General features: G+C 65.5%; 14 protein-coding genes and 1 pseudogene. 8 read left to right on the top strand and 7 right to left on the bottom strand.

What is annotated here, in order from left to right; all coding sequences use genetic code 11:
- Nucleotides 1–26: 26 nt before the first annotated feature.
- Complete coding sequence (locus ONR75_RS06550) at nucleotides 27–782, top strand: sulfite exporter TauE/SafE family protein (RefSeq protein ID WP_265081890.1); 756 nt, start codon at nucleotides 27–29, stop codon at nucleotides 780–782.
- On the opposite strand, the gene ONR75_RS06545 is transcribed toward ONR75_RS06550, so the two are convergent.
- Nucleotides 779–1411, bottom strand: a complete 633-nt coding sequence (locus ONR75_RS06545; protein WP_265081889.1) for a LysE family translocator — start codon at nucleotides 1409–1411, stop codon at nucleotides 779–781. The genes ONR75_RS06550 and ONR75_RS06545 overlap by 4 nt on opposite strands.
- Before the next feature lie 13 nt (nucleotides 1412–1424).
- Nucleotides 1425–2372, bottom strand: coding sequence for an alpha/beta fold hydrolase (locus ONR75_RS06540; protein ID WP_265081888.1), 948 nt, complete (start codon nucleotides 2370–2372; stop codon nucleotides 1425–1427).
- 195 nt (nucleotides 2373–2567) lie between these two features.
- Here ONR75_RS06540 and ONR75_RS06535 point away from each other — a divergent pair.
- Nucleotides 2568–3049 (top strand): annotated as a pseudogene (locus ONR75_RS06535) (Hsp20 family protein).
- Nucleotides 3050–3192: 143 nt separating this feature from the next.
- Here the strand turns inward: ONR75_RS06535 and ONR75_RS32375 are convergent.
- A complete protein-coding gene (locus ONR75_RS32375; protein ID WP_320109703.1) occupies nucleotides 3193–3462 on the bottom strand; it encodes a hypothetical protein in 270 nt (89 codons plus the stop codon).
- A gap of 981 nt (nucleotides 3463–4443) precedes the next feature.
- Here ONR75_RS32375 and gltB point away from each other — a divergent pair.
- From gltB to ONR75_RS06510, 4 genes are all read left to right on the top strand, one after another.
- A complete protein-coding gene (gene gltB, locus ONR75_RS06525) occupies nucleotides 4444–9189 on the top strand; it encodes a glutamate synthase large subunit (RefSeq protein WP_265081887.1) in 4746 nt (1581 codons plus the stop codon).
- Between the two features lie 172 nt (nucleotides 9190–9361).
- Entirely contained in the window at nucleotides 9362–10819 is a 1458-nt protein-coding gene (locus tag ONR75_RS06520; protein ID WP_265083560.1) for a glutamate synthase subunit beta, read from the top strand.
- Between the two features lie 327 nt (nucleotides 10820–11146).
- Complete coding sequence (locus ONR75_RS06515; RefSeq protein WP_265081886.1) at nucleotides 11147–11500, top strand: hypothetical protein; 354 nt, start codon at nucleotides 11147–11149, stop codon at nucleotides 11498–11500.
- A 101-nt stretch (nucleotides 11501–11601) separates the two neighbouring features.
- On the top strand, nucleotides 11602–11970 hold the full coding sequence (locus ONR75_RS06510; protein WP_265081885.1) for a CsbD family protein: 369 nt from the start codon (nucleotides 11602–11604) through the stop codon (nucleotides 11968–11970).
- Between the two features lie 77 nt (nucleotides 11971–12047).
- Here the strand turns inward: ONR75_RS06510 and ONR75_RS06505 are convergent, their stop codons facing one another.
- The gene (locus tag ONR75_RS06505; RefSeq protein WP_265081884.1) at nucleotides 12048–13691 is read right to left on the bottom strand and encodes a GDSL-type esterase/lipase family protein; all 1644 of its coding nucleotides are present in this window, start codon (nucleotides 13689–13691) and stop codon (nucleotides 12048–12050) included.
- 181 nt (nucleotides 13692–13872) lie between these two features.
- On the bottom strand, nucleotides 13873–14805 hold the full coding sequence (locus tag ONR75_RS06500) for a 4-hydroxy-tetrahydrodipicolinate synthase family protein (RefSeq protein WP_265081883.1): 933 nt from the start codon (nucleotides 14803–14805) through the stop codon (nucleotides 13873–13875).
- A 323-nt stretch (nucleotides 14806–15128) separates the two neighbouring features.
- Between ONR75_RS06500 and ONR75_RS06495 the strand changes: the two genes are divergently transcribed.
- Complete coding sequence (locus ONR75_RS06495; RefSeq protein WP_265081882.1) at nucleotides 15129–16616, top strand: carboxylesterase/lipase family protein; 1488 nt, start codon at nucleotides 15129–15131, stop codon at nucleotides 16614–16616.
- On the opposite strand, the gene ONR75_RS06490 is transcribed toward ONR75_RS06495, so the two are convergent.
- Nucleotides 16613–18025 carry a lytic murein transglycosylase gene (locus ONR75_RS06490; protein ID WP_413776494.1) on the bottom strand — a complete coding sequence of 471 codons (1413 nt, stop codon included), beginning with the start codon at nucleotides 18023–18025 and terminating at the stop codon, nucleotides 16613–16615. The two genes, ONR75_RS06495 and ONR75_RS06490, sit on opposite strands and share 4 nt — an antisense overlap.
- Nucleotides 18026–18235: 210 nt before the next feature.
- Here ONR75_RS06490 and galU point away from each other — a divergent pair, with 210 nt between their 5' ends.
- The gene (gene galU / locus ONR75_RS06485; RefSeq protein WP_265081881.1) at nucleotides 18236–19126 is read left to right on the top strand and encodes a UTP--glucose-1-phosphate uridylyltransferase GalU; all 891 of its coding nucleotides are present in this window, start codon (nucleotides 18236–18238) and stop codon (nucleotides 19124–19126) included.
- 48 nt (nucleotides 19127–19174) lie between these two features.
- Here galU and ONR75_RS06480 read toward each other — a convergent pair whose 3' ends face one another.
- Entirely contained in the window at nucleotides 19175–20668 is a 1494-nt protein-coding gene (locus ONR75_RS06480; RefSeq protein ID WP_265081880.1) for a sensor domain-containing diguanylate cyclase, read from the bottom strand.
- Nucleotides 20669–20850 lie beyond the last annotated feature (182 nt).

Below are 20850 nucleotides of genomic sequence, written 5' to 3'. Positions count from 1 at the left end.
CGGCGCCGATCGTTCAATGTCACGTCATGCCGGATTCGCTGATCGTTCTCATCGCCGCCGTCTTTGCGCTTGCCGGCTTCGTCAAGGGTGTCATAGGCCTCGGCCTGCCCACCGTGTCGATGGGCCTGCTCGCCGTCGCCATGACGCCGGTGCAAGCGCTGACGATCGTCATCCTGCCGGCCATCGTCACCAATATCTGGCAGACCTTCGTCGGCCCCTATCTGCGCGACATCATCCGCCGGCTATGGCCGCTGATGGTCGGCACGGCATTTGGTATCTGGAGCTGTGGCGGCCTGATGACCGGCCCCTATGCGCGGTATGGCGCGATCGTTCTCGGCTTCCTGCTGGTGATCTATGCGCTGATCAGCCTGGTGAAATTCAGCTTCAGCGTCGAACCGGCCAATGAACGCTGGATTGGCGGCATCGTCGGGCTCCTCACCGGCGTGGTGGCAGCGGCCACCGGCGTCCAGGTGATCCCGTCCATGCCCTTCATGCAGTCGATCGGCATGGAGAAGGACGAACTGGTGCAGGCGCTCGGGGTCTTCTTCACCGTCGCCACCCTGTCGCAGGCGTTCAACCTGACCAGTGCCGGCTTGCTCAACGCCTCCACCGCCCTGCCCGGCATCGTCGCCATGGTCGCAGCCTTCAGCGGCATGTTCATCGGCCAGGCGGTGCGGACCCGGCTGCAGCCCGAGGCCTTCCGCCGCTGGTTCCTGATCGCCATGCTGCTGCTCGGTCTTTATCTCGCTGGCAGCGCGACCTGGTCGGTCCTCGCCGGTTAACGCGCCTCGAGCATCGCCACGCGAACTCCGAGAGCCACGAACACGCCACCGAGCACGCGGTTGATCCACCTGAGCGCGCCGTCGGAGCGACGGAGCCGTCCGGCGGCCCGGGCGGCAAAGGCCGCCATGCCGAGATTCCACAGCGTGCCGTTGAAGATAAAGACCAGGCCGAGCGCGACGAAGGCCAATCCCTTGCCGGGCGACGCCGCATCGACGAATTGCGGCAGGAAAGCCAGGAAGAACAGCGCCACCTTGGGATTGAGCGCATTGGTCAGCGCGCCCTGCCAGAACACCTGGTGCAGCGACAGCGTCGGCAGGTCGGGCGCCTCGGCCGGCGCAGGCGACCGCGTCAGCAGCATGCGGACGCCGATATACAGCAGATAGGCCGCGCCGATCAGCTTGACCGCCGTAAAGGCCGCGGACGACGCCGCCAGCAGCGCCGACAGACCGACCGCCGCGGCGAACACATGCACCAAGCAGCCGGCGCTGATGCCGAGCGCCGCGACGGCGCCGCCGCGCCACCCCATCTGCACGCCGCGACCGACAATGTAGAGCGTGTCAGGGCCCGGCGTAACGTTGAGCAGCAGCCCCGCCACGATGAACAGCCAGAAGTCATGAATGCCGAGCATGGCGTCGGTCTCTCTACTTGAACAACGGCGTGCCCGGCACGAACGCGTCGAATGCCGCCCAGAACTGGCCGCGATAGCGGTCCTGCTCCTGCAGGATCTCGTGGCGGGCGCCGGCGATGACCAGATGCGAGCCGGCGCGCAGATGATAGGCGAATTCCTCGATGGCCGGCGTCGACACGATCTGGTCCTGGCCCGCCGCCAGCATCAGGATCGGCTGGCGGATCTGCGTGGGATAGCTGGCCTCGCGAAACGCCCGCATGGTCCGGAACGCCGCATCGGCCCAGGCCACCGTCGGCGAGCCCAGGCCCAGCATCGGATCCTCTTCGAGGATCGCGGCGTTGCGGGCGTAGCGCACCGGATCGCTGGTCAGCTTGTTGCCTGCGAACGGCGTCGCACCGGTCAGCGCGTCGTTGCCGCCGGGCACATAGTTGCCGCCCTGCCCGGTCCATCGCATCGCGCGGATCAGCGTGCGGGCCGCCAGCGAGGTGCTGTGGCCGGGCAGGTCGATCATCGGCGCCGACAGCACCATGCGGTCGAACCAGCGCTTGCCTGAATGAGCGATGCGCAGCATCACCGCGCCACCCATGGAATGCGCCAGCGCGAAATGCGGCGGCGGACAATCCGGCAGCACGATCTGCTGCACGAAGGTCTCCACATCGATCTCGAAATCGGCGAAATCGCGGACGTAGCCCTTGCGGGAGTCGCGCAGCCGCCGCGACGAATGGCCCTGGCCGCGCCAGTCTATCATCGCCACCGCGAAGCCGCGGTCGCGCAGGTCGCGCACTGTCTCGAAATATTTCTCGATCGACTCGCCGCGACCCGTGAACACGCACACCGTGCCCCTGCGGCCCGCCGGCGGCGCCCAGCGCGCGAACCGTAGTTCAGCGCCGTCGGGGGTCTTGATGGTGCCTGAGACGACATCGTCCGGGACGGGGTTGGCAGGGATCGAGACGAGCGTCATGACCGGGACCGGTTAGGTGAAAATCGCTGGATTTCAAGAGATGAAAGGCCGGAAACAGGAATCTTTGGCGACCTCTTGCAGGCCGCGCCGGTCCTCCCATATCACCTTCGTGCAGGCCTCTCTAGGCTGCACGAAACAATGCCCGGCCCGATGGCGGGCGGGTTACTGCAACAGTCGCTCAATGGAGGACTCATTATGCGTACCTACGATCTGACCCCGTTTTATCGTTCCACCGTCGGCTTCGACCGCTTCTTCTCGTTGCTCGACCAGGCCAATAGCGATGGGTCGCCCGGCTATCCCCCTACAATATCGAGCGCACCGGCGAGAACGACTACCGCATCAGCGTCGCGGTATCCGGCTTTGCGCCGAACGAGCTCTCCATCGTCGCCAAGGAGAATACGCTGACGATCAAGGGCGAGAAAGCCGCGAACCAGAATGCACCGGCGACGTCCGAAGTGCTGTACCGCGGTATTGCGGCGCGCACCTTCGAGCGCGCGTTCCAGCTGGCCGACTTCGTCCAGGTGAAGAACGCCTCGCTTGAGAATGGCCTGCTCCACGTCGACCTCGTCCGCGAGATTCCGGAGGCCAAGAAGCCGCGCAACATCCCCATCACCACCAGCACGGCAGTCGCCGCGCCGCAGGTGGTCGACGGCAGCGCCGAGAAGGCGGCCGCCTGAACGCGGATAGTTCGACAGAGCCCAATTGAATATGAAGCGCCCCGGGAAACCGGGGCGCTTTTTCATGGGTGGCGCACGCCGCTGACATCACCCACGGCACTTCTCCCGCGAGGGAGAGAAACTGGCGCCATCTGCCGGTCAGATCAATCCAGCCCCTGCACCGGCGGCATTGCCTCGGTCGGCGCGATGGCAGGCGCGGCGGGCTTGGCTTCGGCCGGCGCATCGACAGCGTGTGCGGCATCGAGCGGGATCACCCGCACCTTGTCCGGATCCGGTTTCGGCGCGACCACCGCCTGCTGGACCGTCGGCACGGCAGGCTTGACCTCGGGGGCCACAGCCACGGCGGGCACCTTCGCCACAGGCTTGGCGGGCGTTGCCATGGCGCGCGGTGGCGGCGCCTTGGGCAACGGCACCGAGGGGTGCGGCTGGCGAGCCGCGGCACCGCCGCGGGGCGCGGGGGCCGGCGATAATCTGGCGCCGGCGGCAGCGCGCCGACCGGCCCGTAGGTGGTGACGGTCTCCTCGCCCATCCGGTCACCCAAGCGATCGGCCGGCATGAAACGGACGAGCCGACCGTTGCGGGCGTCGATCACCAGTCGACCATCCTCACCGTCGCGATTGATCGCTGAGATCGTGTAGACCACCCCGCGCTGCTGCGGTGCGCCAAGCGGCGCAAAACCATTCTCACGGGCGATGGCGTAGATCTCCCGCGGCGGCAGCACCGGCGGGCCGTAGCGTGGCACCGCCATCTCCGGCGGAATCGCCGCATAGGGCCCATCAACGTCGGAGATCACCACAGTTGGCGCGGCGCCGATCCGATAGGGAACCAGGACCTGCGCGTTTGCCGCCGCAGCGGTAACCATCACGCCCGCCGACACAACCCATCCCAGATACAGCTTCATCGCAAATGCTCCTTTGTCGCCCCCGCGCCTGAGTGCGGCCAGTCTTCCGACCCAACGCTCCCCGGCGGTCCGCTCGCCCTGCGAGGCCTGGCTGACCGGCACGCAACCTCTCCGCTGAATCCGGCAACGCTTGGGCCGGATCGCGGCACCGCCGCATCAAATCCGCGGCCTGCGGGTGCATTTTGCGGGCGCCGGTTGCGATGCGACAGAGGACTCGCGCGCGCTTGTGTGATAGAATAAAATTTGGCAAGGTCCGGGTTAGGACAGCAAAGCTGTCTCAATTTGGGGACGCGAACCCGGCACAGGGTTTGCAGCCAAACAGGCGCCTAGACGCCTGAATTGCGAGGTAGGGGTGGCCGCCGGGGACGATGGGCACCACCGCCTGAATTCTTAAACAGCGGCTCGCGGTGAGCGAGCGGTGGCCCGGTGGGTGCCGCGAACAGCCAAGGTGCGCGACGACGGCAGAACCCCTGACGGGGTTGAGAGGATGAAGATGAGCGGGTCTAACCACGAGCGCGAGACGATTGTAACCGATGCGCTGTCGGCGGACCTGGCGTTGAAACCCGCCGAATTCGCGCGCGAGCTGCATACCTGGCGCCCGCCAGCCGAGGGCATGTACGATCCGGCCGGGGAAAAGGACGCCTGCGGCGTCGGCTTCATCGCCAACATCAAGGGCAAGAAGTCCCATCAGATCGTGGCCGACGCGATCAACATTCTCTGCAACCTCGAGCATCGCGGCGCCACCGGCGCCGATCCGCGGTTCGGCGATGGCGCCGGCATTCTGGTGCAGATCCCGCACGCCTTCTTCGCGCGCAAGACCGCGGAACTCGGCTTCACATTGCCGGCGCCCGGCGAATACGCCGTGGGCGCGCTGTTCATGCCGCGCGAGACCAACTGGCGGGCGGTGATCAAGAGCATCATCGCCGACCAGATCAAGGCCGAAGGCCTGACCCTGCTGGGCTGGCGCCCGGTGCCGACCGACAACTCGTCGCTGGGCGAAAGCGTTAAGCCGACCGAACCCGCCAACATGCAGGTGTTCATCGGCCGCGGCACCGCGCCGATCGCCGACGAGAATGAATTCGAACGCCGCCTCTACATCCTCCGCAAGTCGATCTCGCAGGCGATCTATCAGCGCCGCGAGCGCGGCCTGGCCGGCTATTATCCGTGTTCCCTGTCGTGCCGCACCGTGATCTACAAGGGCATGTTCCTCGCCGACCAGCTCGGCAGCTACTATGCCGACCTCCACGAAGCGGATTTCGAGAGCGCGTTGGCGCTGGTGCATCAGCGTTTCTCCACCAACACCTTCCCGACCTGGTCGCTGGCGCATCCCTATCGCATGGTCGCGCATAACGGCGAGATCAACACGCTGCGCGGCAACGTCAACTGGATGGCGGCGCGGCAGGCCTCGATCCACTCCAAGCTGTACGGCAAGGACATCAGCCGTCTGTGGCCGATATCCTATGAGGGACAGTCCGACACCGCCTGCTTCGACAACGGTCTCGAATTCCTGGTGCAGGGCGGCTACTCGCTGCCGCACGCCGTGATGATGATGATTCCGGAAGCCTGGGCCGGCAATCCCCTGATGGATGAGCAGCGCCGCGCCTTCTACGAATACCACGCCGCGATCATGGAGCCGTGGGACGGCCCTGCCGCGCTGGCCTTCACCGACGGCCGCCAGATCGGCGCCACGCTCGACCGTAACGGCCTGCGCCCGGCGCGCTATCTCGTCACCAAGGACGACCGCATCGTGATGGCGTCCGAAATGGGCGTACTGAAGATTCCGGAAGAGGACATCGTCACCAAGTGGCGGCTGCAGCCCGGCAAGATGTTGCTGGTCGACCTCGAACAGGGCCGCCTGATTCCGGATGACGAGATCAAGGCGTCGCTGGCCTCGATGCATCCCTACGCGTCTTGGCTGAAGGCCACGCAGATCGTGCTCGAGGAACTGCCCGACGCGCCGGCCAAGGGCCAGCGCTCAAACCTGCCGCTGCTCGATCGCCAGCAGGCCTTCGGCTACACCCAGGAAGACGTCAGCATCCTGATGACGCCGATGGCCTCCATCGGCGAGGAAGCCTCCGGCTCCATGGGCAACGACACGCCGATCTCGGCGCTGTCGGACAAGCCGAAGCAGCTGTTCACCTACTTCAAGCAGAACTTCGCCCAGGTCACCAACCCGCCGATCGATCCGATCCGCGAGGAGCTGGTGATGAGCCTGGTCTCGATCATCGGGCCGCGGCCGAACCTGTTCGATCTCAAGGGCGGCACGGCCGGCACCAAGCGCCTCGAAGTGCGCCAGCCGATCCTCACCGACAGTGATCTCGAGAAGATCCGCTCCATCACCGACGTGGCGGATTCACATTTCGTCTCGCGCACCCTCGACACCACCTTCCATGCCGGCCTCGGCGCGTCGGGACTCGAGCAAGTGCTGGATGAACTCTGCGCCCGCGCCGAGGCCACCGTCCGCGAGGGCGTCAACATCATCATCCTCAGCGACCGCATGGCCGGCTCGGACCGTATTCCGATCCCGTCGCTGCTGGCCTGCGCCGCCGTGCATCACCATCTGATCCGCGTCGGGCTGCGCACCTCGGTGGGCCTCGTGGTGGAATCCGGCGAGCCGCGCGAAGTGCATCACTTCGCCTGCCTCGCCGGCTATGGCGCCGAGGCGATCAACCCCTATCTGGCGTTCGAATCCATCATCGCCATGAAGGACAAGCTGCCCACGGCGCTCGACGACTACGAGATCGTCAAGCGCTACATCAAGTCGATCGGCAAGGGCCTGCTCAAGGTGATGTCGAAGATGGGCATCTCCACCTACCAGTCCTATTGCGGCGCGCAGATCTTCGACGCCGTCGGCCTGAAGGCGGAGTTCATCGCCAAGTACTTTGCCGGCACCCACACCCGCATCGAAGGCGTCGGCCTCGCCGAGATCGCCGAGGAGACGGTGCGCCGCCACACCGAAGCGTTCGGCGATATCCAGATCTACAAGACCGCGCTCGATGTCGGCGGCGAATACGCCTATCGCAGCCGCGGCGAGGACCACGCCTGGAATGCGGAGTCGGTGTCGACGCTGCAGCATGCCGTGCGCGGCAATTCGCTGGAGCGCTACAGGGCGTTCGCCAAGATCCTCAACGAGCAGTCGGAGCGGCTGCTGACGTTGCGCGGCCTGTTCAAGATCAAGACCGCCGAGGACGAGAAGCGCAAGCCGGTGCCGCTCGACCAGGTCGAGCCCGCCGCCGAGATCGTCAAGCGTTTCGCCACCGGCGCGATGTCCTACGGCTCGATCTCGCGCGAGGCGCACACCACGCTGGCCATCGCCATGAACCGGATCGGCGGCAAGTCGAACACCGGCGAGGGTGGCGAGGAATCCGACCGCTACAAGCCGATGCCCAACGGCGACTCCATGCGTTCGGCCATCAAGCAGGTCGCCTCCGGCCGGTTCGGCGTCACCACGGAATATCTCGTCAATTCCGACATGATGCAGATCAAGATGGCGCAAGGTGCCAAGCCCGGCGAAGGCGGCCAGTTGCCCGGCCACAAGGTCGACGCGACCATCGCGGCGGTCCGCCACTCCACGCCCGGTGTCGGCCTGATCTCGCCGCCGCCGCATCACGACATCTATTCGATCGAAGACATCGCGCAGCTGATCTATGACCTGAAGAACGTCAATCCGACGGGCCAGGTCTCGGTCAAGCTGGTGTCGGAAATCGGCGTCGGCACGGTGGCTGCGGGCGTTGCCAAGGCGCGCGCCGACCACGTCACCATCGCCGGCTTCGAAGGCGGCACCGGCGCAAGCCCGCTGACCTCGATCAAGCACGCAGGTTCTCCGTGGGAAATCGGCCTCGCCGAGACCCACCAGACGCTGGTGCGCGAGCGGCTGCGCAGCCGCATCGTCGTGCAGGTCGATGGCGGCTTCCGCACCGGGCGTGACGTCGTGATCGGCGCCCTGCTCGGCGCCGACGAATTCGGCTTCGCCACCGCACCCTTGATTGCGGCCGGCTGCATCATGATGCGCAAGTGCCATCTCAACACCTGCCCGGTCGGCGTCGCCACCCAGGACCCGGTGCTGCGCAAGCGCTTCACCGGCCAGCCCGAGCATGTCATCAACTACTTCTTCTTCGTCGCCGAGGAAGTCCGCGAGATCATGGCCCAGCTCGGCTATCGCAACTTCAACGAGATGGTCGGCCAGACCCAGATGATCGACCAGTCGAAGCTGGTGTCGCACTGGAAGGCCAAGGGTCTCGACTTCTCGAAGCTGTTCCATCGCCAGCCGGAACTGCCGGGCCAGAAGATCTATCATTCGGAAATCCAGGATCATCACCTGGAAGGCGTGCTCGATCGTACCCTGATTGCGCAGGCCGGGCCCGCAATCGACCGCGGCGCGCCGGTGAAGATCGAGAGCGAGATCAACAACACCAACCGTTCGGCCGGCGCCATGCTGTCCGGCACGGTGGCCAAGATCTACGGCCATGCCGGCCTGCCCGACGATACCATCCACGTCGCCTTCAAGGGCACCGCGGGCCAGGCGTTCGGCGCCTGGCTGTGCAAGGGCATCACCTTCGATCTCGAAGGCGAAGGCAACGACTATGTCGGCAAGGGTCTGTCCGGCGGTCACATCATCGTGCGCCCGCCAGCGCATTCCGGTATCGTGCCTGAGGAGTCCATCATCGTCGGCAATACCGTGATGTACGGCGCGATCGAGGGCGAATGCTACTTCCGCGGCGTCGCCGGCGAACGCTTCGCCGTGCGCAACTCCGGTGCGGTGGCGGTTGTCGAGGGCGCCGGCGACCATTGCTGCGAATACATGACCGGCGGCATCGTCGTGGTGCTCGGCAAGACCGGACGCAACTTCGCGGCCGGCATGTCCGGCGGCATCGCCTATGTGCTCGACGAGGACGGCGAATTCCCCAAGCTGTGCAACATGGCCATGGTCGAACTGGAGCCGGTGCTGTCGGAAGAGATGATCGCCGAGAACACCTATCACCAGTCCGGCGATCTCGAGGCCCACGGCCGGGTTGACGTGTTCGCCGACCTGCTCGACTCCGACATCGAGCGGCTGCACGTGCTGATCTCGCGCCACGCCAAGCTCGCGGGTTCGGTCAAGGCGGCGACCATCCTCAAGGACTGGAAGACCTGGCTGCCGAAATTCCGCAAGGTGATGCCGGTGGAATACCGCCGCGCGCTGAAGGAACTGAAGGCGAAGAACGCCGACGCCGAACCGAAGCTCGCGATCGGGGCGTAACACAGAGCCCGTCGCCCTTCGAGGCCGTCGCGCAGCGACGGCCTCGAAGGGCGACGGATGGTTGAACACGGATGGTTGAACACGGAAGTTGAACACTCATCCTTCGAGGCTCGCCCAAATGGGCTCGCTCCTCAGGATGACGATGGGACAAGTTGCAGGGGCGTTGGGTTACATGGGCAAGATCACAGGTTTTCTGGAAATCGAACGTCACGACCGCAAGTATGCGCCGGTCGCCGAACGCCTCAAGGGTTACAGCGAGTTCGTCATTCCGCTGAACGAGAAGGACGTCCGCGACCAGGCGGCGCGCTGCATGAATTGCGGCATTCCCTATTGCCACGGCACCGGCTCGGTTCAGCCCGGCACGCCAGGCTGCCCGGTCAACAACCAGATCCCGGACTGGAACGACCTCGTCTACAACGGCAACTGGGAAGAGGCCTCCCGCAACTTGCACTCCACCAACAATTTCCCGGAGATCACCGGGCGCATCTGCCCGGCGCCGTGCGAGGCGTCGTGCACGCTGAACATCGACGACAACCCGGTGACCATCAAGACCATCGAATGCGCTATCGTCGACAAGGCATGGGATAACGGCTGGCTGAAGCCGGAGATTGCCGCCGTGAAGACCGGCAAGTCCGTTGCGGTGGTCGGCGCCGGCCCGGCCGGCATGGCCTGTGCCCAGCAGCTGGCGCGCGCCGGCCATGACGTCCATGTCTACGAGAAGTTCGCCAAGGCCGGCGGCCTGATGCGCTACGGCATTCCCGACTTCAAGATGGAAAAGCACGTCATCGACCGCCGTGTCGAACAGATGCAGGCCGAAGGCGTCACCTTCCATTACGGCCGCGCTGTCGGCGGCACCTCGCCCAACGCGATCGACCCGCAGGAATTGCTGGCGAAGCATGACGCCGTTGCGCTGACAGGCGGCGCCGAGGCCGCGCGCGACCTGCCGATCCCCGGCCGCGACCTCAAGGGCATCCACTTTGCGATGGATTTCCTGCCGCAGCAGAACCGCCGCGTCTCCAGCGAGCCGCTCGGCGCCGTCTCCGACATTCTCGCCGGCGGCAAGCATGTCGTCGTCATCGGCGGCGGCGACACCGGCTCCGACTGTATCGGCACCTCGTTCCGCCAGGGCGCGCTATCGGTGACCCAGCTCGAGATCATGCCGGCGCCGCCGGAACACGAGAACAAGGGCCTGTCGTGGCCCTATTGGCCGCTCAAGATGCGGACCTCGTCGAGCCAGGCCGAAGGCGCGAAGCGCGAATTCGCCGTGCTGACCCAGACCTTCTCGGGCTCCGACGGCAAGGTCGAACAGCTTAACTGCGTACAGGTCGACGACAAGTTCAAGCCGATCCCGGGCACCGAATTCGTGCTCAAGGCCGATCTCGTTCTGCTGGCCATGGGCTTCGTCCATCCGGTGCATGAGGGCCTGCTGAAGACCCTTGGCGTCGACCTCGATCCGCGCGGCAATGTCCGCGCCGCCACCACCGACTTCGCGACTTCGCTGCCGAAGGTGTTCTCCGCCGGCGACATGCGCCGCGGTCAGTCGCTGGTGGTGTGGGCGATCCGCGAAGGCCGCCTGTGCGCACGCGCCATCGACCAGCAGCTGATGGGCAGCACGACACTGCCGAAGTAACGACGGTTTTCACCTCTCTGCTTCGCGAGGCATTGCTTCGCGAAGCGGAGCGGGGAACTCACGACCTGCGCCTGATGTGATAGTTGCAGCGCATGTGGATAAATCGGGACTCACTCCGATGACCACACAAAAGCGGGATTGCTGCGCGACCTCAAGGTCGTGACATCTCCCTCTCTCGATCCCCCGGTTCTCATGCTCCATGTTCCCTCTGCGCCGCGGGCCTGTTCCGCCGGCGAACGTCGTCATGTCCCGACCGCGACCAAAGGCCGATTGATCGTCGCCGCCCGCACGCTACGTTTGCGGGCGATGGCTGGTGGATATCGCGACATGACGAGACGCGGGGCGTGGCTGGTGCTGCTCGGCCTGTGCGGCACGCCCGCGGAGGCGATGCCGTCTCACGTCGCTGTCAGCGCGGGTTCGTTCTTCGCCGCGGCGACACGCTGCGAGATGCAGGACTTCATCAGCCAGGGCCAGACCAAGAGTTTACGCGCGGCACTGAACCGCTATCTTTCGGCTGCCGACCAGAAGAATATCGAGGCCGGCTACGCGCGTGGCCTGCAGGACTCCACGGTCTACGTGGTCGAACTCAAACGCTGGGCGCCGTTCACCCCCGATAGCGCCAGCTGCTACCGCGTCCAGGGCGTGCTGGACGATTACAGGGGCCAGCTCGACGCAGAGTGAGGCGCGCGAGCGCTCTGCCTCGCTAACCGCTGCGGAACGCCGGGAACCTGTGCGGGTCTGGTGACTTGTAAGAGCGAGAATTTCCTCATGGAGCAGCGAACATGGACAAGGATCGGATTTCAGGCATGGCCAAGGATGCGGCCGGCAAGGTTGAAGGCGTCGTGGGCGGCATCACCGGCGATGCACGCACGGAAGCTTCCGGGCGTGCCCGCGAAGCAGCGGGCACCGTGCAGAACCTGTACGGCCAGGCCAAGGATGCCGCGCGCGATGCATCCGATGCAGCCGTGAACTTTGCCAAGGACGCCATCGACAACAGCGGCGACACCTATCGCGAGGGTTCTGAAGCTGTTGCCAAGACGGTGCGCGACAATCCGCTCGGCGCGCTGCTGATCGCGGGCGGCATCGGCTTCGCGCTGGCCATGCTGATGTCGCGGCCGCCGCGCCGTCCGCCGAGCCGCTGGGGCTACTGACCCTCACCATATTGCATGAGCGACGCGCCTCCGGAGCCATCCGGAGGCGCTTTCGTTTGGCCGGCGCCGATCATGCGCTATCGCGCGAAGAAACTGGGTGCTGCGGCCGAAGGCCCGACATTGGCCGGCGGTCGCGGACCGCTTCGCGCCCGCTGCTGGGGTGGCGGCGGCGGCTGCCGCTCAGGCGTATTGAAGCCGAAGAAATTGCCGATTGAAGGCTCAGCTTCCACCACCGGCTTGGGCTTTTTCGGCTTCGGCGGCGCAGCCGGCGCCATCACCGGGGTGATGACGTCGGCACCTGCAGCGGCCGGCGATACTGACGCCACCGGCGTCTCGGTCGAGGCGGGCTGACGCCCGACCTCACGGCGCGGCCACGCGAAATCATCGGCGCGGCCCGCGGGCGCGGCCAGCGCCTCGCCCTTCACCAGGGTTCGCGCCGCCAGCGCATCGACTGCAGCCGGACGTGAGCCTGGGCCGCCGAGCAGTTGATCGGTACCAACCGAGGAGGCCACCAGGGGCACGATCGGCCCGGCCATCGGCCGCGGCGGCGGTGCCCCCGGAACGACGTTGGCGTCGGGGGTCGCCGGTTCCGACGGCAGAGCGATGGGCGCCGAGCGTCCGGCCATCAGCCGGGTGATCTCGCGCTCGACGTAATGCGCCAGCTTGCGCGCACCAGCCTTGGTGAAGAACACGCCGTCGTAGGAACGCAACCGGCGGTTCTGGCCCTCGAAATCGGGGCCCTGCTGCAGAAAGCGGCCGGCCTCGTCGACGAACCCGTCCCAGACGTCCACATAGGTAATGCCGGCCTTGCCGGCCGCGTCGCGGTACAGCGAATTCAGGAACAGCGTGTCGGAGGTCGCCTTGGTGCCGCGCACCGCCGGGAGCCCGACCCACAGCACCGGCACGCCCTTCGTCTTGAGCACGCCGATCATCTCCTCGATCCTCCTAGAATAGAGCTCGATCCAGCGATCGTCGCGGAACTCGGCAACGCCGCCCGGAGATCGCGCGCTCTTTTCCGGCGCGATCAGCGACGGCGGCTCGGCGATGTCCTGATCGTCGTCGGCGTCAGCCGGCTTGGCAGCGTCGGCGCCCCCGTCCGGCTTCGCCTTGTCGTCTTTCTTGACGCCCTTTTTATCCGTCGCCTTGTCCGGCTCGCGGATCGGAATGCGATCGTTGAGACCGAGCATTACGACAATGGCGTCCGGCTTTTCGCTGGCGAGAATGCCCTTGGCCGCCGCTGCCCAGTCGGCCGGATCGCCCTTGGGCTGATAACGCAGCAGCCCGGAGACGGTCTTATGCTTGCGGATCACGCCCATGTCGGGCTGCTCCGAATAGGCGTCCTCAAGGCCATAGGCCAGCCAGTCGGCCATGGCATCGCCGAGCACCAGCACGTTGCGTTCCGCCGTGACGTCGCGCTTTTCCGGCGCCGGCGCCCGCGAATAATCCTCACGCGGTTGCGCGCGCTGCCGCGGGGCCTGCTGCTGGAACGGCGCGAAGAACGGGCTGTCATTGCCGCCGAACCAGCCAAAGCCACCACCGCCACCCCCATTGGGAACAGCGCGCTGCGGACGCGGCGGCGGCTGCGGTGGCCCGCCGAAATTGAAGAATTGCGCCGAAGCAGGTGCGATGACGCCGAACAACATGCCCAAGGCAACGGTCGCAGCGATCAGCGGGCCGCGCTCGGTGAACAGTCCAAGGAAGGATTTCGACTTGTCTGCCATGCGCCTCGATCGCCATCGGTCTTCAGGTTTGCCCGGACTTATACCCGAATTCGGGCCGCAAGCGGGCAGTTTCCGTCCCTTGACCGGAGGTCCGCGGACCCGGTCAAGGGACGGAGTTAACGGCTGCGATAGCGCGGGATCGACCGGCAGCGCCCGTCGATCCGGTCAGGTTCAATCAGATTCATCCGATCCCGACCTTTTCCGGCACCCCCGCCTCCGCCTTCGAACGCAGGATGTACTGGTCGATGGCGGCGGCCAGGCCTTGCTCGATCGCCGTCATCGGCAACCGGACCTCCGGACTGTCGATCAGGCCGCAGCGCCATAGCCAGTACTTCAGGGGTGCCGGGGACGGTTCGGCGAACAGCAGGGCCGCAATTCCCGACAAAGCGCGCCATTGCATGTTGGCTCGCAGCGCGTCGCCGGACCGGATGGTGGGCCGCAGTGCCGCGAACTCCGGGGTGCGGAGGTGCGCCGATGCCAGAATACCACCGTCGCAGCCGCGGATCAGCGCGCCGTAGAACAGTGCATCCTCACCGGTCAGCACGGCGAAGCCACTCGGCCGCCGACGCAGCAGGTCGACCGACTGCAGCGTGTCGGCCGCGCAATCCTTGATCCCCACGATGTTACTGCGTTCGGCCAACCGCAGGATGGTCGCATTGTCGAGGTTGACGCCGGTCCGGTACGGAATGTTGTAGAGCATGATCGGCCGCGCGGTGCTGTCGGCCAGCGCCTCGAAATGCTGCAGCAATCCGCGCTGCGACGGCCGCGAGTAATACGGGCTGGCGATCAGATAGCCGTCGACCGGCCAGCTCGCGGTCCGCGCCAGCCCGGCGGCAAGGCGGCTGGTGTCGCTGCCTGACAGGCCGAGATAGAGCGGGCGCCTCACGCCGCGCTGCTGCAATGCCTGCGCCGTGGTGGTCGCCAGTTGCCGGAGTTCATCCTCGTCGAGAGTCATCCCCTCGCCGGTGGTGGCACCGAGAATGAATCCGTCAACCGGCTGATCGGCATAGTGGTCGAGCAGCCGGCGCAGCGACGTGAGGTCGACGGCGCCGTCACGAAACGGCGTGATGAGGGGCAACCATAAACCGCTGGGCGGTTCGGACGCGGTGGGCATGAGCGTGTCTCCTGTCTGGGCCGGCGACGGAGACGCATAAAAAAGCCCCGACAAACCGGCGGGGCCATGGTGAATATGCTGAGCGTGTCGATCTATCGCGCGCGCAAATCCCCGTCCCCAATGGAGGCACGGCGTTTTGCGTTATGACGGGCGGCGCGAGTGATCATCCGGTCAAAATGCGCCCCGCGTACTACACATGTCAAGGGCGCGCGACGCTCCGCGCCTGCAATTTCGTGTCCGCAACGGCTTGGCGCGATTGACCCAGCGCAAGGCGTATGCCCGGCGCCGACTGCATGGATGGATCTGGCAGCGCGAGAAACAACATGAACCCGGTCATCGAAACACGCCAGGGCAAGCTGCGTGGTTGCTCCAGCAACGGCGTGACATCGTTCAAGGGCGTACGCTACGCGGCGCCGCCGTTCGGTGCGCACCGCCTGCAACCGCCGCAGCCCGTGCAGCCCTGGGACGGAGTGCGTGACGCACAGGCATTCGGACCGAAGCCTCCGCAGGTCGACTATCCGCCTGGTATCTCCGAATTCTTGCTGGAACTGGTCGGGCCTGGCGAGGATTGCCTCACGCTCAACATCTGGACGCCCGATACAGGCACCGCCGGCCTGCCGGTGATGGTGTGGATCCCCGGCGGCATGTTCGAATTCCATGCCACCGGCGCCACGCCTTTCTATGACGGCAGCCGCTTCGCCCGCGACGGTGCGGTCTGTGTGACCATCAACTATCGCGTCGGCGCCGACGGCTTTCTGTACTTCGCCGACGGCGTCGCCAATCCCGGCCTGCTCGACCAGATCGCCGCACTCAGGTGGGTGCAGGATAATATCGCGGCCTTTGGCGGCGATCGCGACCGCGTCGCTGTTTTCGGGGAGTCGGCGGGCGGCATGAGCGTCGCCACCCTGCTCACCATGCCGCGCACCAAGGGCCTGTTCCATCGTGCCATCGTGCAGAGCGGCAACACCCCGATCGTCAATTCGGCGGCAACCGCGCGACGGATCGGCCAGCGACTCGCCGACATTCTCGGCGTTCCGGCGACGCGGGCCGCGATCGCCGCAATGTCCACCACGCAGATCCTGCAGGCGCAGGCGAAGCTGCGCGCGGAGCTCATTGCCGATCCCGACCCGACACTATGGGGCGAGGTGGCGCTCAGCTATCTGCCCTGGGCGCCGGTGGTCGACGGCAAGACCATCCCGCAACCTCCCATCGACGCCATCGCTGCGGGCGCCGCGGCTGACATCGATCTGCTGGTCGGATCGAACGAGGAGGAAACGCGGCTGTTCTTCGTGTCCGACGGCTCCATCGACCGCATCCCCAACGCGGCCGTGGTGGCGCTGGCGGCAGCCTACGAGCTGTCAGGCGAGGGGTTGAGCGGCTACCGCGCGGCCTATCCCGACGCGACGGCTGGCGAGCTGCTGTCGGCGATCCAGACAGATTGGTACTGGCGACTCCCGGCGGTGCGACTCGCCGACGCGCATGCATCGCGCACGAGGGCGTCGACCTACATGTACGAATTTGCCTGGCGCTCGCCACTGTTCGACGGGCGCCTGGGCGCCGCCCATTCGATGGAGATTCCGTTCGTGTTCGACACTCTCGGCCTGGGAACGCAGGGGCTGCTCGGTGATGCCCCGCCACAGGCACTGGCGACGGCCATGCACGCAGCCTGGATTGCCTTTGCCCGCACCGGCGATTGCGGCTGGGCCAAATACGATTCCCTGCGCAGGTCGACCATGCACTTCGACGCGACGCTGGCGGTTATCGACGATCCCATGGCTGCCAGGCGCACGCTGTGGAAGAACGCATGTTAGCGCCCGCGCAATCTGTCCAGCACCTCCGACGACGCAAAGCCGTCGGCCGGCGCGCCGATCGAGGCCTGGAAGCTGCGCAGCGCCTCGCGGGTCTGGCCACCGAACTGGCCGTCCGGAGTGCCCTTGTAGAAGCCGCGCTGCACCAGCAATTGCTGCAGTTCGAGCCGCTCCGCGCGCGACAGTACGCGTTCCTGACGCGGCCAGGGCTGCACGAAAGGCGGGCCGCCGCGCAGCCGGTCGGCGAAATGGCCGATCGCCAGCGCATAGGCCTCGGCCGGATTGTACTTCATGATGACGCGAAAATTCTGCTGCATCAGAAAGCCCGGGCCGCCGGCGCCGGCCGGCGCCAGCAGATAGGCCTTCTCGGCCGCGCGCGGAAACGGCTGGCCGTTGGCGCGCTTCAGCCCGAGATTCTCCCATTGCGAGAGCGTCATCGCCTTGGCCTTGTCGGCCAGCATGAAGTTGAAGCCCTGGGGGAGCGCCACTTCGTAGCCCCAGCTCTGGCCGCTCTGCCAGCCGTCTTTCTTCAGATTATTGGCGGTGGAGAAGATCAGGTCGGTGGGGTTGTCGACCACGTCGCGGCGGCCGTCGCCGTCGCCGTCCACGGCGAAGCGCTTGAACGCGGTAGGCATGAACTGGGTCGGCCCGAACGCGCCGGCCCACGAGCCGCGCATCTGCTCCGGGCGCAGGTCGCCGCGGTGCAGGATCTCCAACGCCACCAGGAATTCATCCTTGAAATAGGCCTGGCGGCGGCCGACGCAGGCCAGCGTCGCGGTGGAGCGCAGCACGTTGCGGTCGCCCATCTGCGTCGAGTAGTTGGATTCGATGCCCCAGATCGAGGCGATGATGTAGCGGTCGACGCCATAGGCCTTCTCGGCGGCATCGAAGATCGACTTGTACTGCGCCAGCACCTCGCGGCCGCGGGCCATGCGGGTGTCGTTGACGAGGATGTCGAGGTAATCCCAGATCGCCTTGGTGAATTCCGGCTGCGAATCCATCAGGTCCATGATCCGCAGGTCCGGGGTCAGGCCCGCGGTGAAGCGCTGGAAGCTGTCCTGCGAAATGCCGCGCCGTGCGGCATCAGGCCACAGCCCGGCGACGCAGTTATCGAAATTGTCGGCGGCCTGGCGAATCGCGACAGCGGTCATCAGCGGATGGCCGGAAGCGCCGTCCTCGCCGCTCCATGGTTGCACGCCGCCGCTTCCGGGCGCTGGCGGCAGCGCTGCCTGCGGCGGCGGCGAACCTCCGAAAATGTTGTCGAACAGGCTGAACGGACTCCCTGCGATTGCGCCGATGCAGCCGAAGGCTGCACCGCCGACACCAGCAGTGCAGCCAGCGCCACCGCGGCGAACATCCGGATCGGCGGCTTCAGGGTCGACACGCGCAGCATTCTCATCGCAAACATCCAGATCGTCATGGCTCGCCACAAGAGGCCCCGTCGGGGTTTCCATCGGCTTAATATAGGCGCGATTTCACGGCCCGCGCCAAAAGGATGACCCGAAAGACCATGACCACGCCGCACATCCGCCGTTGTTCCCGGTTGCAAAGGGAACCGCATCGGGCAATCTACGTTTGCATGCGCGTCTGGTTTCCCTCCTAGTCCATTGCAAAGTCTCCGAATGAAAATCCGCAAAGCTGTATTCCCCGTCGCAGGCCTCGGAACACGCGTGCTTCCTGCCACCAAGGCGATGCCCAAGGAAATGCTGACCATCGTCGACCGGCCGCTGATTCAGTATGTGGTCGACGAGGCCCGCGAGGCCGGCATCGAACATTTCATCTTCGTTACCGGGCGCAACAAAGGCGTCATCGAGGATCATTTCGACAAGATGTTCGAGCTCGACGAAAGCCTGAAGAGCCGCAACAAGACCAAGGAGATCGCCGAGCTGGCGCGCTTCCAGCCGGAAGCCGGCGAGATGAGCTTCACCCGCCAGCAGGCACCGCTCGGGCTGGGCCATGCGGTATGGTGCGCGCGCGAGATCGTCGGCAACGAACCCTTTGCCGTGGTGCTGCCGGACGAGCTGGTGCTCAACAGCCCGGGCTGCCTCAAGCAGATGATCGACATCGCCAACGGCCTCGGTGAAAAATCAAACCTGGTCGCGGTCGAGGAAGTGCCGGCGGAACTTACGCATCAATACGGCATCTGCGGCGTCGGTGCGCGCCATCCCACCAACGCGTCGGCCTTCACCATCGACGGCATGGTGGAGAAGCCGCCGCAAGGCACCTCGCCGTCCAACCTGTCGATCACCGGGCGCTACATCCTGCAGCCTGAGATCTTCAAGATCCTGGAAACCCAGGAACGCGGCGCCGGCGGCGAAATCCAGCTTACCGACGCCATGATCGGACTGGCGAAGTCGCAAAAATTCTACGGCGTGGAATTCGAGGGCGAGCGGCACGACTGCGGCTCGAAGTCAGGCTTCCTGCGTGCCAACATCGCCTATGCGATGCAGCGCGACGACCTGCGCGACGGCCTGCGCACCGAGATGAAGCGGTATTTGGAGGAGTCCCGGTAACGCGAGCCGGCTTCACCGGGCGAAGTACATCCGGAAAGTGACGATGGATCAGGCCGCCATCATCAGATGCTGCGGCGTGGCGATCATCGACTGGTTGCGGCCCGCGTCCTTCGCGGCGTAGAGCGCCTTGTCGGCGGCTTCCACCAGATCGCTGTGGTCCATTGTGACGATCGGCGTCATGCTGGCGACGCCGATGCTGACGGTGAGCGCCTCGGGGGCCGCCGGTACGGCGGACACACGCAACCGGATGCGCTCGGCGACGACCAACGCCTCCGTGGCTGAAATCCCCGGCAGCAGCACCGCGAATTCCTCGCCGCCATAGCGCGCTGCGCAATCGCCGGCGCGCGTCGCCGACTGCTGGATGCAATCGGCGATCACCTTCAGCGCATGGTCGCCGGCCTGATGCCCGAACGTGTCATTGAACTGCTTGAAATGATCGGCGTCGATCAGCAGCAGCGCCAGCGTGCCCGATTGCCGGATCGCGCGGCGCCATTCGGTCTCGATCTCGGTGTCGAACTTGCGGCGATTACGCAGGCCAGTGAGCGCATCGGTGGTGGCGAGTTCTTCCAGCCTGCCCTCGGCGCGGGCGCGTCGGTTGATTTCACGGGCGAGGAACAGGCTGACGGCGCCGACAAAGCAGATCAGGCCGAGCATGATCGCGCCGATCCGGATCGCCTGCTTTTGCCACGTCCCGTAGATGTTGCTTGTCGCTTTGCCGACCACCACCACCAGATGCCTGCCGCTATTGCGCCAGATGTAGAGTCGAGGGACGCCGTCGTTCGATCCAGCGCTCCAGACCGCGCCGCTCCGCTCAATGAGCAACCGCCGCATGAGCAATCTGTCGCGAAAGCCGTAGCCGACAAGATCGAGATCGAACGGCGTGCGCATCAGCACCATGCCGTCCCTGCGAACCACGGAAATGGTGTCCTCGGGATTAAGTCGCAATCGATCGAACAATTCGTGGAAATAGGTAAAGCGGATGGCACCCACCACCACGCCGGCGAAGCTGCCCTCCGCATCGCTAATGCGACGACTGACCACAATGGAATAGGCGCCGCGATACAGCATCGGCCGGCTGAGGAACAGGCCTACTTCGCCATCGCTGCGGTGGACCTTGAAGAACTGCTCATCGGCCCGGTTTTCCCGGAGCGGATCGAGATTGGCGGCGTCGAGAATGAGATCGCCCTTGGCGTCGAACACCTGGATCGCACCGAAATGGCTGGCGCTGGCGGCCTGATCGAACAACACAAGCTGACGAAGCGGCTTACTCAGCGTGCTGACTTCCGGCATCTGCATACCGGCAATCACCGCGCGCAGCGAGCGATCGTACAGTTCGATGGTGCGGCTGATATCCGCATCGATGGTAGTGGCGAGATTCTCGCTGGTCTGGCGCGCCAATTCTTCCTCGGCACGGCGCATGTCGAGCAGGACCGTGCCGCACACCGCGGAAAATCCGAGAATCGTCACCAGCGACGACAGAATCAGCAACTTTGCCGAAATCGGCCAGCGCCGCGCCATTTCACCGCGTTTTCTCCTGAACATCACCATCGATCTCCGGAGAGCATTGAATGCATGCAAATAATTGCCGACGGCTTAAACTGGTGAGGCGACCCCGCACGGCGTTAACAGTCGGTTGCCGGGGATGATGCAATCGGCAGCTTTATTGGCCGCAAGCCGCAGTCAGGACCGTCGGCCATGCATCAAGGCCATGGATCGGCGCAGCA

The sequence above is a fragment of the Rhodopseudomonas sp. P2A-2r genome, assembly GCF_026015985.1.
In the GTDB taxonomy this organism is placed as follows: domain Bacteria; phylum Pseudomonadota; class Alphaproteobacteria; order Rhizobiales; family Xanthobacteraceae; genus Tardiphaga.
The sequence above is the reverse complement of the archived record's forward strand: the minus strand, read 5'-3'. Positions and strand labels throughout refer to the sequence as shown.

Coding starts and splice junctions, on each gene's coding strand:
- ONR75_RS06550 (WP_265081890.1), top strand. CDS start 27: ATGCCGGATTCGCTGATCGTTCTCATCGCCGCCGTCTTTGCGCTTGCC.
- ONR75_RS06545 (WP_265081889.1), bottom strand. CDS start 1,411: ATGCTCGGCATTCATGACTTCTGGCTGTTCATCGTGGCGGGGCTGCTG.
- ONR75_RS06540 (WP_265081888.1), bottom strand. CDS start 2,372: ATGACGCTCGTCTCGATCCCTGCCAACCCCGTCCCGGACGATGTCGTC.
- gltB (WP_265081887.1), top strand. CDS start 4,444: ATGAGCGGGTCTAACCACGAGCGCGAGACGATTGTAACCGATGCGCTG.
- ONR75_RS06520 (WP_265083560.1), top strand. CDS start 9,362: ATGGGCAAGATCACAGGTTTTCTGGAAATCGAACGTCACGACCGCAAG.
- ONR75_RS06515 (WP_265081886.1), top strand. CDS start 11,147: ATGACGAGACGCGGGGCGTGGCTGGTGCTGCTCGGCCTGTGCGGCACG.
- ONR75_RS06510 (WP_265081885.1), top strand. CDS start 11,602: ATGGACAAGGATCGGATTTCAGGCATGGCCAAGGATGCGGCCGGCAAG.
- ONR75_RS06505 (WP_265081884.1), bottom strand. CDS start 13,691: ATGGCAGACAAGTCGAAATCCTTCCTTGGACTGTTCACCGAGCGCGGC.
- ONR75_RS06500 (WP_265081883.1), bottom strand. CDS start 14,805: ATGCCCACCGCGTCCGAACCGCCCAGCGGTTTATGGTTGCCCCTCATC.
- ONR75_RS06495 (WP_265081882.1), top strand. CDS start 15,129: ATGAACCCGGTCATCGAAACACGCCAGGGCAAGCTGCGTGGTTGCTCC.
- galU (WP_265081881.1), top strand. CDS start 18,236: ATGAAAATCCGCAAAGCTGTATTCCCCGTCGCAGGCCTCGGAACACGC.
- ONR75_RS06480 (WP_265081880.1), bottom strand. CDS start 20,668: ATGTTCAGGAGAAAACGCGGTGAAATGGCGCGGCGCTGGCCGATTTCG.